This is a genomic window from Providencia rettgeri (assembly GCF_023205015.1).
In the GTDB taxonomy this organism is placed as follows: Bacteria; Pseudomonadota; Gammaproteobacteria; order Enterobacterales; family Enterobacteriaceae; genus Providencia; species Providencia rettgeri_E.
In genome coordinates, this window is record NZ_CP096258.1 from 510,253 (window position 1) to 526,744 (window position 16,492).

General features: G+C 41.3%; 12 protein-coding genes. 6 read left to right on the plus strand and 6 right to left on the minus strand.

Annotated elements, in window-relative coordinates; genetic code table 11:
- Positions 1 to 157: 157 nt before the first annotated feature.
- From M0M83_RS02205 to M0M83_RS02220, 4 genes are all read right to left on the minus strand, one after another.
- Positions 158 to 1,303: a DUF4056 domain-containing protein gene (locus tag M0M83_RS02205; protein ID WP_213914413.1), complete on the minus strand. Its 1,146-nt coding sequence runs from the start codon at positions 1,301 to 1,303 to the stop codon at positions 158 to 160.
- Positions 1,303 to 2,448: a BamA/TamA family outer membrane protein gene (locus tag M0M83_RS02210; RefSeq protein WP_248467500.1), complete on the minus strand. Its 1,146-nt coding sequence runs from the start codon at positions 2,446 to 2,448 to the stop codon at positions 1,303 to 1,305. The genes M0M83_RS02205 and M0M83_RS02210 overlap by 1 nt, the downstream gene beginning before the upstream one ends.
- Positions 2,448 to 3,449 carry a hypothetical protein gene (locus M0M83_RS02215; RefSeq protein WP_248467501.1) on the minus strand — a complete coding sequence of 334 codons (1,002 nt, stop codon included), beginning with the start codon at positions 3,447 to 3,449 and terminating at the stop codon, positions 2,448 to 2,450. The genes M0M83_RS02210 and M0M83_RS02215 overlap by 1 nt, the downstream gene beginning before the upstream one ends.
- A gap of 236 nt (positions 3,450 to 3,685) precedes the next feature.
- Positions 3,686 to 3,868, minus strand: a complete 183-nt coding sequence (locus tag M0M83_RS02220; protein WP_102139173.1) for a hypothetical protein — start codon at positions 3,866 to 3,868, stop codon at positions 3,686 to 3,688.
- 253 nt (positions 3,869 to 4,121) lie between these two features.
- Here M0M83_RS02220 and M0M83_RS02225 point away from each other — a divergent pair, with 253 nt between their 5' ends.
- The 6 genes from M0M83_RS02225 to arnT all read left to right on the plus strand — a co-directional run bounded on the left by M0M83_RS02225 (position 4,122) and on the right by arnT (position 13,146).
- A complete protein-coding gene (locus M0M83_RS02225; RefSeq protein WP_248467502.1) occupies positions 4,122 to 5,579 on the plus strand; it encodes a DUF4026 domain-containing protein in 1,458 nt (485 codons plus the stop codon).
- Positions 5,580 to 5,974: 395 nt separating this feature from the next.
- Positions 5,975 to 6,430 carry a regulatory protein RecX gene (locus M0M83_RS02230; protein WP_125895254.1) on the plus strand — a complete coding sequence of 152 codons (456 nt, stop codon included), beginning with the start codon at positions 5,975 to 5,977 and terminating at the stop codon, positions 6,428 to 6,430.
- A gap of 251 nt (positions 6,431 to 6,681) precedes the next feature.
- Positions 6,682 to 8,040: an anaerobic C4-dicarboxylate transporter DcuC gene (gene dcuC / locus M0M83_RS02235; protein WP_102139170.1), complete on the plus strand. Its 1,359-nt coding sequence runs from the start codon at positions 6,682 to 6,684 to the stop codon at positions 8,038 to 8,040.
- A gap of 276 nt (positions 8,041 to 8,316) precedes the next feature.
- Positions 8,317 to 9,576 carry an aromatic amino acid transport family protein gene (locus M0M83_RS02240; protein WP_125892970.1) on the plus strand — a complete coding sequence of 420 codons (1,260 nt, stop codon included), beginning with the start codon at positions 8,317 to 8,319 and terminating at the stop codon, positions 9,574 to 9,576.
- 286 nt (positions 9,577 to 9,862) lie between these two features.
- Positions 9,863 to 11,137: a bifunctional O-acetylhomoserine aminocarboxypropyltransferase/cysteine synthase gene (locus M0M83_RS02245; protein ID WP_140172597.1), complete on the plus strand. Its 1,275-nt coding sequence runs from the start codon at positions 9,863 to 9,865 to the stop codon at positions 11,135 to 11,137.
- Positions 11,138 to 11,499: 362 nt separating this feature from the next.
- Positions 11,500 to 13,146 carry a lipid IV(A) 4-amino-4-deoxy-L-arabinosyltransferase gene (gene arnT, locus M0M83_RS02250; protein ID WP_213914407.1) on the plus strand — a complete coding sequence of 549 codons (1,647 nt, stop codon included), beginning with the start codon at positions 11,500 to 11,502 and terminating at the stop codon, positions 13,144 to 13,146.
- 66 nt (positions 13,147 to 13,212) lie between these two features.
- On the opposite strand, the gene M0M83_RS02255 is transcribed toward arnT, so the two are convergent.
- The gene (locus M0M83_RS02255; protein WP_213914406.1) at positions 13,213 to 13,389 is read right to left on the minus strand and encodes a hypothetical protein; all 177 of its coding nucleotides are present in this window, start codon (positions 13,387 to 13,389) and stop codon (positions 13,213 to 13,215) included.
- Complete coding sequence (locus M0M83_RS02260) at positions 13,386 to 16,490, minus strand: MexW/MexI family multidrug efflux RND transporter permease subunit (RefSeq protein ID WP_248467506.1); 3,105 nt, start codon at positions 16,488 to 16,490, stop codon at positions 13,386 to 13,388. Before M0M83_RS02260 ends, M0M83_RS02255 begins: the two co-directional genes overlap by 4 nt.
- Positions 16,491 to 16,492 lie beyond the last annotated feature (2 nt).

Sequence of the window (16,492 nt, forward strand, 5' to 3'; positions counted from 1 at the left end):
TTCATCGTTTTATTAAAGTCTATCGAGGCGGTAAAAGTGAAATAACATTATTATCTGCAAATGAGTAAAAAGTGACATTTAACTTAAAATTCTAAGTGCAGTAATGTTAGGACAAAGTCCGATAAAGCGATTTACATAGATATCACAAATCTGCTGATTAAGGTTTTAAAACTTGTTGCAGTAAATCTTGTTGCTTCGCATCTTCCGCCAACTGTGGAAAATCTGCCACCGTCCAATAAGAGATAGGCTTGGGAAGTTGCTTCATATTGTCAGTAGGGAGCAAGCGCAGTTGCGCGAGTAATGACAAATCATATTTGAGGTAGCGATCGGGCAAGGTTAAACGTAAACCTTCAGATGGCATAATTTGTGGGGGCATCAAAGGATAACGTTGGTCACTTGTATGGTAATCTCTTGTTAAAACAAGAAATTTCTCCGGTACCCTACGGTAACTGTTCCACCACAAACCATCAACGCTATCAAATGTTTTCCGCGTGGTTTTTCTATCTTTGCTACCGAGCTGGTGAAGTGCTAGCGGAAGAATATTTTCCATAGACTGAGAGTAAGTGGCTAAAGAGCTTGCTCGGCCTTGTAGGATCAAGGTTAAGGCCAGACGAGAACCGAGTAAATTTGAGTACAGGTCTTCAGGAGAAAATGCGGAGATCCCTTCAGAAAAGCCGGGTACAGATTGATAACCATACCACTGCGCAATTTCATGCCATACAGCAAGCTGGAAAGCTAGTTTTGCAGCTAAATAGGCACTTAGGGTATAACGCTGCTCAGCAGATTGTGGTGGTTCAAATGCACTGAAATGTATTTGCCTATCCGCTAGCTCTTCATTAAGAGACAGCGACCATTGTTGACCAAGGCGTGGATAAATTTGGCTAAATAAGTAAAAAGTATAATCTGCAGTATCTCTGACATGGGAAATATCAATAAACCCGCTTTTATCTGTATAGAGTAAGCCTATTTTTTCATTACTGAGCCCCATTAATGCAGCAGAGGCACCTAAAAAACTGTCATTATAATGGTGTTCACCAAGGCTATCCGCTTCAACGATATTATCGATAGTGTAAAACGGCACTGGGAGTCCCCATAGTTCAGCTTGCAAGTTGTAGCCAAAAGCGCAGCAAGCCCGCAAACCTTGTGGAGGGGCTAAGGAAGTAATAACAGGCCATGCTTGTGAGGCCTCCTCAACGGTATAAGGGGTAACGACTGGCTCAATAGTGGGCAATTCTAGTTTGTCGTGGCTTTGGCAGGCGGCTAATAAAAGTGCAATCCCTATTGGGGTAACCCATTTGAACATTAGAATGCCTCCCCAACCTGAAAGTAGATCCCAGTACTGTTACGACCGATACCTAAGTCTAAACGGACATTCATTCTTGGTTTAAATTCAAAACGATAGCCTACACCAACGGTGGGTAACCAATGCCCTTGGCCTAATTCGGACGCCGTATCACTCATGGTTCCAGTTCCTAACCAACCCACAACACCATGGCGCCAATCGAGTTTATGGCGAAGTTCAATTTGGCTGGTGAATATATTGTTATCACGATAGCGGCCTTCGTAATACCCGCGCATACGGTTACCATTACCGAGTAATGATAGCTGGTTCCACGGTACATTTCCGCTTGAAAACCTTGCATAATTGTCGAACGCAATAACAGTCTCTTCGGCTAACTGATGATAGTACGCATATTGCAATTGGGTGGTTTGAAAACGAGTGTCACTCCCTAGATTTGGGGCAAAATAGGTATAAACCACTTCGAAAGCTTGTCCTTGGTAGGCATTAGGCAAAAAATCACGAGTATCATAACTGTAATATGCACTGATGCCTGAATTTAATACCGAGCGACCCCCAATTGAATTGGAGAAATAGTGTTTGGCGCCATCATCAGGATCGCTGGCGTTGATTGACGAAAAGTTCCAACCGAGCCCAACATAAGTAGAATCAGCCAGTTGGTATAAGGCTCTTGGGGTTATTTGGAACTCTTGGGAATGGTACTTTTCTTTATTGTGATCGTTTTTCCCTGCAGAATATCCCTTACCCCAATAATAAGTGGGAATATTGTTAATGGTACCGGAAACAAATAACCGCCACTGGTCGTTATCAATAAAATTGTAATTGGTAAAATTTAAGCCAAATGCACCTGTAGACGATGCAAAACCGCTTAATCCAATAGAAGATGGCTGGGTTTGTTTATCTTCTTTATCTATTCGATATAAACCAACCAGAGCGGTGCCAATACCAATGCCCATTTCGGGGGTATAAAATGGCCCCGGTAATATGCCCCAATCAAAAGTTTTACTTTCATCAAAACTATTTTCCCCACCGAGATCGTTTAGCCAGCCGTCGATTTGCTGGCGGTCAGGAAGAAAATCAGCTTTAGCAGGAAAAATAATAAAAAGGCTGAGCAAGGCCAGCCTTTGAATAATTGCCGAATGCCACATTAAAAACGGAATTCTCCAGACACAAAGAAGGTATTACGATTATTAAAACCGAATTCAGTGAGCACATTAAAATTACGCGTAAATTCGACACGAGCACCGACAGTATTATTCCATTTATGAGCAAGATGTTGTTTTACATCGAATTTCATGCCTGGCTCATCAATTGAATTAACTATGTCTTGGAATTTTCCAGGTAAATTGAGCTTATTGATATCACCTTTAAAACGTTGAGTAATATCTTGGTACATTGCCCCAGTCCAAACTTGAACTTTGGTATTACCTTGCCCATCAATTAGTGGATCAAAAGTGAATTGATAACCAATACGAGGTGAAATGATTAAGGCTTTAATATCACCATCAAGAATATCAAGGTCGGTTTTAGTATAGTTCAGGTCTAAGGTTGTAAAAAAGTCGTTATAGCCGCCAGCTAAAGTAAATCCAGCGCCATAAGTTTTGCCTTTGAAGTCTAAGTCAAAAGGCTGACCTTTCAAAAAAGGGTCTAACGGAATGACGAATCCCGGAGCTAAGGCGAAGCTTCCACCTTTTAATGTAGTATGGGATTTACCTTTGGTATGTCCATACAGGCCATAAACATTTAAGAATGGAAATACCCATGAATCCAATTTCAGTGTATGGGTTTCACTTTTTTGTCTTGTATGCCCTGCTTCGATATGTATCGCGTTTGAAAAATCAGGGTTTTCTGGAGCGATAAACCCGATTCTATCCACCACAATATCTTGGCGCATATTCATATAACCATAACTTGCCCCAAATGGTTCCGGTAAATCATACCCTCGGGCACGGGCTTCATCGCCCCAAATCGGCAGTACTCGTGACTCTGAGGTAGAAGAACGAGTAATGCCGCCTTCGCTGTTATTTTGGGGGACTCCAGATTCACTTACAGAGACTGAAAATAATGGGCGATCGCCATCAGCAAAACTCACAGACATGCTCATGATAGAAGAAAGGATCAGTGCAGTACTGAATTGAATGCGTTTCATAAAATTGGCTCAATATTTGGACAAAAGAGAAGTGTAATAGATAAATTGTTATTAGTCGTACAGTGATGAATAGAATTCTATCATTAGAGGTCCATTTTTAGATGGCGCTTAATGCTTTTTTGTTGATATTTAAACCTAAATAAATGTGTGTTTATTGTTTATTTAAGAATTACCGCCCGAAAGGGGCAAAACAGGTGCCGATATCATAAACAGCATCGGCACTGAGCTGGTAAAGGCTATTTTTTAGTTTGCTGATGAAATTTAACTCGCTCATGAAAATAGGCTTTCAAATGGTCTTCCATTTGGTGAATTTTTTGTTCTAAGGCGTTGACCAACACTTCATCGCTGTTCATATCGAAAACGCGTTGCATTGCGAGGTCATCGACATATTCTTTTTGTGCTTTGGTTAAATCAGCCATATTTGAATTACCTTTATTGAAATAGAACTTTTTGCTTTATCAATTTAAAGCAAACTAAAGAAAGAGCATTATTGTGCCTCAGTCAATACAGTATGAAAAGTAGAATAACTGATTGTCGAATAATGATTATTTATTAACTTAGTTACAATATGGAGGATCAAATCACAATCTCTATTTGTTAAGAATAATCACAATATTCTTAATGAATATAAGCTGATATCCTCGCCAGAGTCACTTATTAATAGGTCTGAAAATGAATAACAAACAATATTACCTTGATACAGCAGTGGGTGAGGGCGAGAAAGAAGCATCTATGATGGTTGCTATCCCAGGTTCTGAGTTGACGTCTTTATTGCTTGAGCAACGCTTAGAAGAGCAAACGTATTTTACTGATGGTGAAATAGATTATATTCCAGAGGACGGCGGCTTTTTCTTTAGCTGTAAAAAAGATGAGGAAGAATTACGTTTTTATATCGCTTTAGTGGATAGCGATCCTGAATATACTATCAACCCTTATTTTGCCACTGACCCAATCAGCCCTGAACTGTACGCAGAGGCAAGCGCAGCCCCTCAAGCGGTGATTGTTGAGTGCTTATTTCAAGGACAACCATTAGTCAATTATCTGCAGCAGTTAAAGGTCATTCAAATCTTGGTACCCGATTTATTACTGGGCCTGGATATTTCTGCCGCAGGGAAAGTGTTTACTCGTGAGTGGCTTAATTTCCAACTCATTGATGATTTAATGCCAAGTATTGATTCTTTGTATGTTGTTCATGCCATTTATGACCAAGAAGACAACGAAGACAAGCCAGAAGAAGAGCGCGCGCCGACCATGTATTGGTTCCACACGCATGGTTTGGCTCGCTGTGGTTTATCTGAAGCGGAAATTATTATACCTCACCCGATCGCTTCTTATTATGGTATTCCCGAACTGTTTTGGAGCTTCGTAAATAACAGTATTACTCACGGAAAAATCGTGTTTAATGAACCCATTTTTATTGGGCAAACCCAAGCAGGCTATGAGTATTTAGTTGCCGTTCCGTTTGAAGAAGGTTTGTTGCACGTGGGTAAATCAACGCCAATTGATGACTTGAAGCCACTTGAAGAGATGAATTTCGAGTTTGGAGATGCGTCATCAGAGCGCTTTATGGGAGATTGGCATGATAGAGATGAATCTCATCAGCACCCATCCGCGATGTTGTTCCGTGTGACACAAGAAAACCCTGTATTAGAAAGTTTCTTTGAAGGCTTTGAAGACCAAAACGCGATGATGTTTATGCGTACCGATGAAGAAACTGCTGATATGTCCCGTAAAGCCAAATTACGGTGGGAATATTTCACGCATATGTTAGATAACTACGGGCCAAAACCAGTGGCTCAGAAGAAAGGTTTCTTTGCCAAATTCCTCGGTAAAAACGAGGAAGCTGAAGATTCAGAATGGCGCTTTTTAGTGAAATGCGGTATTGGCTATCATGACGCAGAAGAAGACTTCGATGGTCATGAACATATGTGGTTTGAACCTGTTTCTTGGAATGGTGACCTGTTTGAAGGGCGTTTAATTAATCATCCTTTTTATGTGAAAAATATGCAAGAAGGGGAAGTTTACCCATTAACGCGCGACGATATTACGGACTGGACAATTTATTTCCAAGACGGCAGTTATACCCCGGATACGATATATAAATTGTTGAGTGGTGCTCAAGTTCACTAACTTGTCATACTCGTCATACTTCAAGCTGCATGGGTGTTGACTGCACTCAGCCAGCCGAATCACATACTTATGTATGCTCATCGGCCTGTCTTCGTTTGTCGCCTACATGCAACTTGAATTATTTAGAGTACATACGCGTCACGATTCAAGCTGCATGGGTGTTGACTGCACTCAGCCAGCCGAATCACATACTTATGTATGCTCATCGGTCTGTCTTCGTTTGTCGCCTACATGCAACTTGAATTATTTAGAGTACATACGCGTCACGATTCAAGCTGCATAGGGTTTGACTGCGTTCAGCCAGTCGAGTCACATGCTTATTCAAGCTAGAGTACAAAGGTTTATGTTAGACTGGGCGCGCAATGCGCCCAATTTAATGATGAAAGTTTAACGCCATGAATGAAACCGAGCTTTACCAATACGCCTTGTTTATGCTTTCCCGCCGTGATTATGGGAAAGCTGAGCTATTTGCACGTATGAAACGGCGTATGTATGAGAAAAATGACGGCATTATCGATGAGTCTTTAATTGAATTGGTGCTTGAAAGGCTAAGTGAGCAACATTTTCTTGATGATGACCGTGTTGCTGGGCTATTAATGCAAGGTTATCTGCGCAAGGGATATGGGCCATTGCGGATAAAACAAGAAATGCGACAGAAAGGTTTCACTGAAACGGTTGTGGAAAAACATTTTGCCACTATAGATGTAGATTGGTTTGAAAAGGCCGCACTGGTACGTAGTAAGAAATTTGGGGATAATATTCCTAAAGATTTTAAAGAAAAAAGTAAGCAAATTCGTTATTTACAATATCGCGGTTTTTTTGGTGATATGATTTATGAGTTATTTAGTTAATCAATTTCCCTCCTTAATGTGAAAAACATGGCATAGCTAAACTAAGCTGATCTTCCTATTCTTTATTAATATATGGAGATATCGGCTGTAAACTGCTGCCTAAAAGAGATTTTTTATTTATTCCTCTTGTGTTTTAACGTATTTCTATATTAAAAATCATCTGTTGATATGATCATAGTCAGTGAATTTTGCTTAATGATTAGGCAGAGTGATTTTTTATAATTACAAAATAAGACAGGCAGGAGAAATACATGATTGAGCTCTTAATCGGCGTTATTGTCGCCATTGGAGTTGGGCGTTATATCATAAAAGGGTATTCCGCAACGGGTGTGCTAATGACAGGGGGTATTTTACTTCTGATCATTACTGCGATTATGGGTAAAAGTATTTTACCAGGTTCTGTTCCGACGACGGGGTGGCGCGTAACAGATATTCTGGAATACATAAAATTCCTATTAATGAGCCGAGGTGGCGACCTTGGCATGATGATCATGGTGTTATGTGGGTTTGCATCTTATATGACTCACATTGGGGCAAATGATGTTGTGGTGAAAATCGCTTCTAAGCCATTAAAAATGATCAACTCCCCTTATTTGTTGATGGTTGCCGCTTATATTGTGGCATGCTTGATGTCGTTAGCGGTTTCCTCTGCGACAGGCCTTGGTGTATTACTGATGGCGACGTTATTCCCTGTCATGGTGAATGTTGGGATCAGTCGTGGTGCAGCAGCGGCAATTTGTGCATCGCCAGCGGCAATTATTTTAGCGCCAACATCCGGTGACGTTATTTTGGCGGCAAAAGCGGCTGAAATGCCATTAATTGATTTTGCGTTTAAAACGACCTTACCGATTTCTATCGCGGCAATTGTGGCAATGTCAATCGCACACTTCTTCTGGCAACGTTATTTAGACAGAAAAGAGAACGTCAAAACAGAAATGTTAGACGTCAATGAAATCAAAACACACGCACCTGCTTTCTACGCTATCTTACCTTTTACGCCAATTATCGGTGTTTTAGTGTTTGATGGTAAATGGGCGCCTGAATTGCATATCGTTACGATTATTGTTGGCTGCATTATTTTAGCTGCAGTCATTGAGTTTTTACGCAGTTTTAGCGCGAAACACGTCTATGGTGGCTTAGAAGTTTGTTATAGAGGAATGGCTGATGCATTTGCAACGGTTGTGATGTTGTTAGTCGCCGCTGGGGTCTTTGCGCAGGGTTTAAGCACCATTGGTTTCATCAAAGGGCTAATTGACCTCGCACAATCATTTGGTTCAGGTGCAATTGTGATGATGATTGCGCTGGTCGTGATTACGATGTTAGCCGCGATGACAACGGGCTCGGGAAATGCACCGTTCTATGCGTTTGTTGAGCTAATCCCTCATTTAGCAAAACAAATGGGCGTCAATCCTGCTTATTTAGTGATCCCAATGTTGCAAGCCTCTAATTTAGGGCGGACTTTATCGCCTGTATCAGGGGTTGTCGTAGCTGTATCTGGTATGGCAAAAATCTCTCCTTTTGAAGTGGTGAAAAGAACGTCAATTCCAGTATTAGTTGGATTGGTTGTGGTGGTGATTGCGACAGAAATATTAGTTCCAGTCTACCTATAAAACTTCAGTTTTTCAGGTAAAAAAATGGCTGAGCAAATGGCTCAGCCATTTTTCAAATTAAAAATTAAATACTTTATATCTAAAATTTACTTTTTTAATTAATTGCAAAATTATTTATTCACAGAATAATTACGTGGTATTTATTTTTTTTACGTTATTAACGAGATCTACACCAAAAAGTTGAAAAAAATAGCGTGATTAAATTAGGCACTGTTGATTATTTAATGCAAAATCTGCACATCTTATTTTAATAACGTTAATGATGAAGAACACAAGATGAGCACAATTGAAAAAACAGTAGATACAGCAGATAAACCTGTTAGTAAGTGGACCTATAAGGATTTTACTTGGGTACTTTCTTTATTCGGTACCGCCGTAGGGGCAGGAGTTCTATTCCTGCCAATTAAAGCGGGTGCAGGGGGGTTTTGGCCATTAGTAATATTAGCAATAATTGCAACACCAATGATTTGGTTAGCCCATAAAGGGTTAGCACGCTTTGTTTTATCTTCAAAAAATCCAAATGCGGATATTACAGATACGGTAGAAGAGCACTTTGGTAAAGTAGGCGCAAATATTATAACGTTTGCTTATTTCTTTGCTATTTACCCTATCGTATTGATTTATGGTGTAGGTATCACAAATACCGTTGATTCATTCTTGGTAAATCAACTCGAAATAGAGCCGCTGCCACGATGGTTACTGTCTGGGGTGCTGATTGCAGCAATGACTGCAGGGGTGGTATTTGGTCGTGAGCTTATGCTAAGGCTTACCTCTCTAATGGTTTACCCTCTGGTATTCATTTTATTAGCTTTATCATTGTATTTAATTCCTGAATGGAATACGTCAATGCTAGAGGTGGCTCCTGATTGGAGTGCAATGCCTGTGATTGTTTGGATGGCGATCCCACTAATCGTATTCTCATTTAACCATAGCCCAATTATCAGCCAATTTACTAAAGACCAACGTCAGCAGTTTGGTAATAATGCGATTGTGAAAACAGATATGATTACGGGTGGTGCAGCATTAATGCTGACAGGCTTTGTGATGTTTTTCGTTTTCTCTGTGGTCTTATCACTAAGCCCTGCAGAGCTTGCCGTTGCGAAAGAACAGAATATTAGTGTGCTATCACATATCGCGAATATTAACCCATCGCCAATCTTGTCTTATTTAGGGCCGATAGTTGCTTTTGCTGCGATTGTATCGAGTTATTTTGGTCACTTCTTAGGGGCTCACGAAGGCTTAGTTGGGTTAATTAAGTCCCGTTCTTCTTTCTCTGTGAAGAAAATTCAAACGGCTTCCATGTTATTTATTGTGATTACAACGTGGATTGTGACTATTCGTAACCCGAGTATTTTAGGCATGATTGAAACGATGGGGGCACCAATGATTGCCGCTATTCTGTTTATTCTACCTGTCGTGTCGATGAATATTGTTCCTGCGATGAAGAAGTTCAGCACGTCAAAGCCTGCTCAAATCTTCACCTTTATTTGTGGGCTGGCCTCTATTACTTCAGTTATTTATGGTGCATTTTCATAAAAACAAATAAAACTTTATAAGCAGAAAAGCCATGGCCTGTAAGGGTTGTGGCTTTTTTTATATCAATATGAAATAGGTTATAAGGATAGATATTAATGTAACTAATTTTTAATCTGAATAGCGTGATAATCACCCTCACCACATCTATCAATGTGAAATAATTTCAAGTGCAAGTAGTTGCTCGATGTAGCGGCTTAGGTAATATCTAAGGTTATCACAGCATCATAATAACGTAATCACTACCTCTGGCTGTATTTATTCCAGTGTGTCGTAACAAGGATAACGAATGAAATTAGAAACATTATCGATTCACGCCGGTTACTCTCCTGACCCTACCACTAAGTCCGTTGCCGTGCCAATCTACCAAACCACCTCTTATGCTTTTGATGACACTCAGCACGGTGCCGACCTCTTCGATTTAAAAGTTGCGGGTAATATTTACACGCGAATTATGAACCCAACGAATGATGTTCTAGAGCAACGAGTAGCTGCGCTTGAAGGTGGTGTCGCTGGCTTGGCCGTTGCTTCTGGTATGGCAGCAATTACTTATGCGATCCAAACCATCGCACAAGCAGGGGACAACATTGTTTCTGTTGCTAAATTGTATGGTGGAACTTATAACTTATTAGCTCATGCTCTACCGCGCTTAGGCATTGAAACGCGTTTTGCGGAGCATGATGACTTAGCTGCACTTGAAGCGCTGATTGATAACAAGACTCGAGCCATATTCTGCGAGTCAATTTCAAACCCGGCTGGCTTTATTGTTGATATTGCTGCACTGGCTGAAGTTGCGCACCGCCATGGCGTGCCTTTGATTGTCGATAATACCGTGGCAACCCCTTATTTATGCCGTCCATTTGAACATGGGGCGGATATTGTGGTTCATTCATTGACCAAATATATCGGTGGGCATGGAACATCACTTGGCGGAATGGTTATTGATTCAGGTAAGTTCCCATGGACAGATTACCCAGATCGTTTTTCATTATTGATAGAACCAGATGTGGCTTATCATGGCGTAAGTTATACCGAACATTTTGGCGCAGCGGCCTTTATTGCGCGTTGCCGAGTTGCACCATTGCGCGGAACGGGGGCTGCATTATCACCGTTTAACGCATTCTTGATTTTACAAGGTTTAGAAACCCTCGCGCTAAGAATGGATAGACATACCGAAAATGCGCTAAAAGTGGCGAACTACCTCGAAAATCATCCACAAGTAGAGTGGGTGAAATATGCAGGTCTACCGAGTAACCCTGAACATGGTCTGGCGCAAAAGTATATGAATGGCAAGCCAGCAAGTATTATGTCGTTTGGTATTAAAGGTGGCCAAGAAGCTGGGGCGCGCTTTATTGATGCTTTGAAACTGATTGTGCGGTTGGTGAATATTGGTGATGCTAAATCTCTTGCCTGCCACCCTGCGTCAACGACACATCGTCAGCTTAATGATGCAGAGTTAGCGCAGGCAGGAGTTTCTCGGGATATGATCCGCTTATCAATTGGCATAGAACATATTGATGATATTCTAGCAGACCTTGAACAGGCGTTAGCTGCTGCCAAATAGTTTTACGTTGTATGAATAATAACCGGTTATGGTGAATGCCCTGACCGGTTTTTGTTTATAAACTGCCGTACACTTTTTTGTATTAATGATTAATATTAAGAACGAATTAAATTTTCACCTTATTTTTAAAGACTGAACTATTCTTTAAACACTCAGTCTTATCATTTGATTCTTATCTCTTTTTGTATATGAATTGTAGTATTCATTTATTGATTGTTTATAAACAGCGACCTTTCTATCAATTAACGTTCGATTTGTTTAAATGAGGTTTAATTGCCATAACGATAATAGCTAAATAAAAGAGTGTGTTTGTTCAAACGAAAAAATTATTAAATATCAATAACAAGAATGGTTGAGATGAAATGATTATGGCAAACAATAAAGTTGCCTACCTAAAATGGTGTCTGTTATTTGGTTTTGTTCTAGTAACCTATTTTTTACCGTTAAACGGTAGGTTATTGTGGCAACCGGATGAACTACGGTATGCAGAAATTAGTCGGGAATTGATTATTAGTTATAATTGGAGCGTTCCTGAGCTTTTAGATATCCGTTATTTTGAGAAACCTATTTTTGGTTATTGGGTCGGGGCTATTTTCCAAATGTTATTTGGTGAAAATAACATTTCGGTTCGCCTTGGCGTAGTATTTAGCACATTAATCAGTGGGCTATTTGTTTATCTCAGTGCCAAAATGGCTTGGAAAAACTCACGGCTCGCTTTCAATGCCGTGTTTATTTACCTTTCCATGTTGATGGTTTTTACTATCGGCACCTACAATATTCTTGACCCCATCGTGACAGCCTTTATCACTATGGTGATTTTCTTTTTCCAGTGGGGGTTAACGACAAAATACTTCTCTCATAAATTACTCGCTTTCATCATGATGGGAGTCGCCTGTGGGCTAGGGGTATTAACAAAAGGTTTTCTCGTTTTAGTGCTGCCAGTACTTGTTTGTTCCGTTGCCGCTATTTACTTTAAGCAATTCAAAGAAGTATTTGTTTTCTCGTTTGTTTCACTGTTCACTGCTTTTGTTGTGTGCTTACCTTGGGCTTTCGTTATTGCCAGTCGTGAACCTGATTTCTGGAATTATTTCTTCTGGGTTGAGCATATTCAACGTTTTATGGCAAATAATGCGCAAAATAAATCCCCATTTTGGTTTTATATTCCTATTTTGCTCGCCGCGGTATTACCTTGGCTAGGTTACCTTTTTGGTGCGCTGCGCCATGCATGGCAACAAAAAGGGTTACATATTTATTTTCTATTGTGGTTTATTGTGCCATTTGTTTTCTTCAGTATTACCAAAGGTAAATTACTGACCTATATTTTGCCTTGTATTGCACCTATTGCAGTTCTTATGGCCGCCTACATTGAAAAAATACTTGCTGAGAAAAAAACACGGCCTATCCGTTTGAATGCATTGATTAACACACTGATAGGTGGCGTTATTGCTGGGGGAATTATTGCTTCTGCTTATTACCCTAAACTGAGCGTGTTTCAGGCCGATGAAAGTGGAAAGTTATGGTTAGCCGCAGGCGCGTTTATTTTTTGGTTATTGGTTGCTTTAGTCTCTTTAAAACAACGGTTTTGGTATTTAGCTGCAATGTGTACGGTGGGTATTAGCTTAACTGTAGGTCATATTATCCCATCGCGTATTGCCAGTAATAATACGCCACAAGAGGTGATTGCGAAATATCATCACCAATTAGCGGATAAAACCGTATTGTTAACCAATAATGTCGGGTTAGGCACTACATTGGCATGGGTACTTAAACGCAGTGATATCACGATGCTTCACCAAACTGGGGAGCTAGGTTACGGGCTAAAATACCCAGATGCCGCTAATCGGTTTTATAGCTTAAAGCAGCTACCTGATTTATTAAAAAATTATCATTATAAAGATGTGGCGGTGGTCGTAGAAAATTCTCAGCGTGAATTGTTGGATGCATTACCGGGCAACCCAATTATTATTCGGGAAGGTAATCTTGTTTTAGCCTTTTATGAAGGCCAATAGGGACAGTACGTTAGGATATTCTTGATAATAGCCGCCAAACCTAAAATGGTTTGGCGGCTATTCACATTAGCGCGTAGGCTTATTTAAAGTGCTCGAGTTCGGCGCTGAATAGGATTTTCCCAGAGTTGCGGGGAGACCATGATAAATTAATAGCATGGCCATGCTATTGCTCATCGTATTCACTTCCACTTCGTTGACTGTACGGTTGTTACGTTGATGACGGCTAGTTAACGTACTTCTCATTGGGACGTCTCCTCAGTTTCTTTGATTAGGCGATTCGCTTCGGCAAGCTCATAGCGCCTTGGTGTTAGTGCGGTTGCACTATGATTACGGGCGAGTAAGGTATAAATGGTCGGCAAAACAAACAGAGTAAATAATGTGCCAACTAACATACCGGTAACTATCACTAAGCCTAAGCCAAAGCGGCTATTTGCTCCTGCTCCAGTGGCGAATAGCAGTGGAACTAAGCCAATCACCATTGCTGCGGTTGTCATTAATATTGGGCGTAAACGAATTTGTGCTGCTTTGAGAATAGCATGCCGCCTATCTAACCCTTCATTGGCTTGTAATTCATTGGCAAACTCAACCATCAATATTCCATGTTTACTGATTAAGCCAATCAATGTGACTAAGCCGATTTGGGTGTAAATATTCAATGTCGCATAGCCAAGCGCCAATGGAATTAATGCACCACAAATTGAAAGTGGAACAGTAATCAAGATAATCAATGGGTCGACTAAACTTTCATATTGCGCCGCTAAGACTAAGTAAATAATGATGAGCGCCGCCATAAAGGCAAAGGCGAGGGTGTTTCCTTCTTGTTTATATTGGCGCGAATCGGATTGCCAGTCATGGCTAAAGCCCGCGGGTAGCTCATTGGCTATTTCGTCTAAGTAGGCAACAGCTTGGCCTAACGTGACACCAGGAGCGGGTATTGCTTGGAAAATTGCCGCATTTTGTTGATTAAATTGCGTGAGTTTATTTGGCTCCACTTGGGTGTTGATATCTACCACGGTTGAGAGGGGGATCATTGTTCCCGCTTCCGATTTTACATAATGTCGTGAAAGGGCTTCTGGTGTCAGGCGTTGGCTACGAATACTTTGTGGGATCACGTCGTAAGAACGGCCATCCATCCCAAAGCGGTTAATATAGTTTTCACCCACTAATAAGGTCAGCGATTCACCGATATCTTGCATACGAATGCCTAAGCTATTTGCTTTTGAACGGTTAATGCGGATTTCTACCACTGGGTTGTTGTAGTCGAGGTCACTATCGACCACCATAAACAGACCGCTTTCACGTGCTTGTTGCTTGATCTCCTCCATGGTTTTGTAGAGTACCGAATAATCCTGCGGGCTTCTGAGCACCATTTGGATTGGTAAGCCGCCAGTTGAACCGGGTAATGCAGGCAATTGGAAAACGAAAATGCTGTTCCCTTCGACATCACCAACGCGCCCTTGTAAGTCGCCTTGGATCTCAGACGCGACACGGTCGCGTTGCTCCCATGATGTCAAGTTGGTTCCCCCAAAGCTAGCGGAGGGGCCATCGGTTCCGTTAATAATCCAAGTACTCTCCGTTTCCGGTAATTCCATGAAAACATCATGTAATTTACGTGAAAAACGTTCTACGTACTCGAGGTTAGCGTGCTGCGGTGATTTGATAGCGGTTAATACGCTAGATTGGTCTTCTACCGGAGCTAATTCACGAGGAGCAGATTGATAAAGCAGCGGTAAACTAATGAATACGCCAACGGCAATAACCCCTGTTAACCAACGGTTTTTCAAGGAGAAATTCAATACAATGGTATAGTAGTGGGCTAAGGTAGAAAAGAAAGTTTCTGCCATACGCGCCATACGCCCTTCATTCTGTTTTGAGTTCAACATGAAGGAACTCATAACAGGAGAGAGGGTTAAGGCTACGACACCGGAAACAATCACCGCACCGGCCAACGTGAGCGCAAATTCTTTAAATAAAGCCCCTGTTAACCCCGACATTAGTCCTATAGGGGCATATACTGCTGCCAAGGTGATTGTCATTGCGATAACTGGGCCCGCCACTTCACGAGCACCGATTAAAGCCGCTAAAACCGGTGATTTCCCTTCTTCAATATGGCGATGGACGTTTTCGACGACCACGATAGCATCATCGACGACGAGACCAATCGCTAATACCATTGCCAGTAACGTGAGTAAGTTAATACTAAATCCAAATGCCATCATCAATGCAGCTGCACCTAACATTGATAGTGGAATAGCTAAAATTGGGATGATCACGCTACGAATCGACCCTAAACATAGGTAAATAACAGCGATAACAATCAGTAACGCTTCAACTAAGGTGTTAATAACTTGGTCAATAGACGCTTTAATAAAGCGCGAAGTTTCAAATGCCATTTCGACTTTAACACCGGGAGGTAATGTTTTGGTGATGTCTGGCATTAATTGATTCATACCATCAACGATTACCAATGGGTTACCGGTTGGTGTAGCAAATAAACCAAGGTAAATCGCAGGCTCACCATTCATTAAACCACTGGTTTCTGTGGAAGCGGCCCCTAATTCAATGGTTCCTACATCTTTTAAACGTACTAACCCATTGCCATCGTTGCGGATCACTAAATCACGAAACTCATCGACATTAGTGAGGTCGGTATTGACATAGACATTAGAAATTACGAACTCGCCTTTGACTTTACCGGGTGCCGCTTGGTAGTTATTTTGACGAACTGCTTGCGCAACATCCGCAGCGGTTAGCCCTCGGCCAGCTAATTTATCGGCATCCAGCCATAAACGCATTGCCAACTGTTGCCCACCAAAGACTTGAACTTTAGCAACACCATCAATTGAGGAATACATTGGCTCAATAACGCGAGAAATGTAGTCTGTCAGGGCGGGAATGGATAAATTGGTACTGGAAAAACCGATATAAGCAACCGCAGTGGATTCCCCAGAGGAAAGCTCAATCACTGGGTCATAAGCTTCTTTCGGTAATTTATAACGAACTTGGTTCACCTTCGCCATGACTTGTGCAAGGGCTTGAGTCGAGTCTCGGTTAAGTTCCATTCGAACGGTGACAAGGCTGCTTCCTTGCACAGATGAAGAGGACAGATAGTCGACACCTTCCACTGAGGAAACCGCTTGTGCGATAGGTTGCGTCACAAACCCTTGCATTAATTTAGCCGACGCGCCAGGGTATTGTGTCGTAATGGTGATCGTCGAGCTTTCAAGTTGTGGATATTGGCGAATAGGCAACTTACTCAACGCAAATAAACCTATTAACACAATTAGCGCACTGACCACGAGAGCCAGAACAGGTCGGCGAACAAAAACATCAGTAAATTTCATTG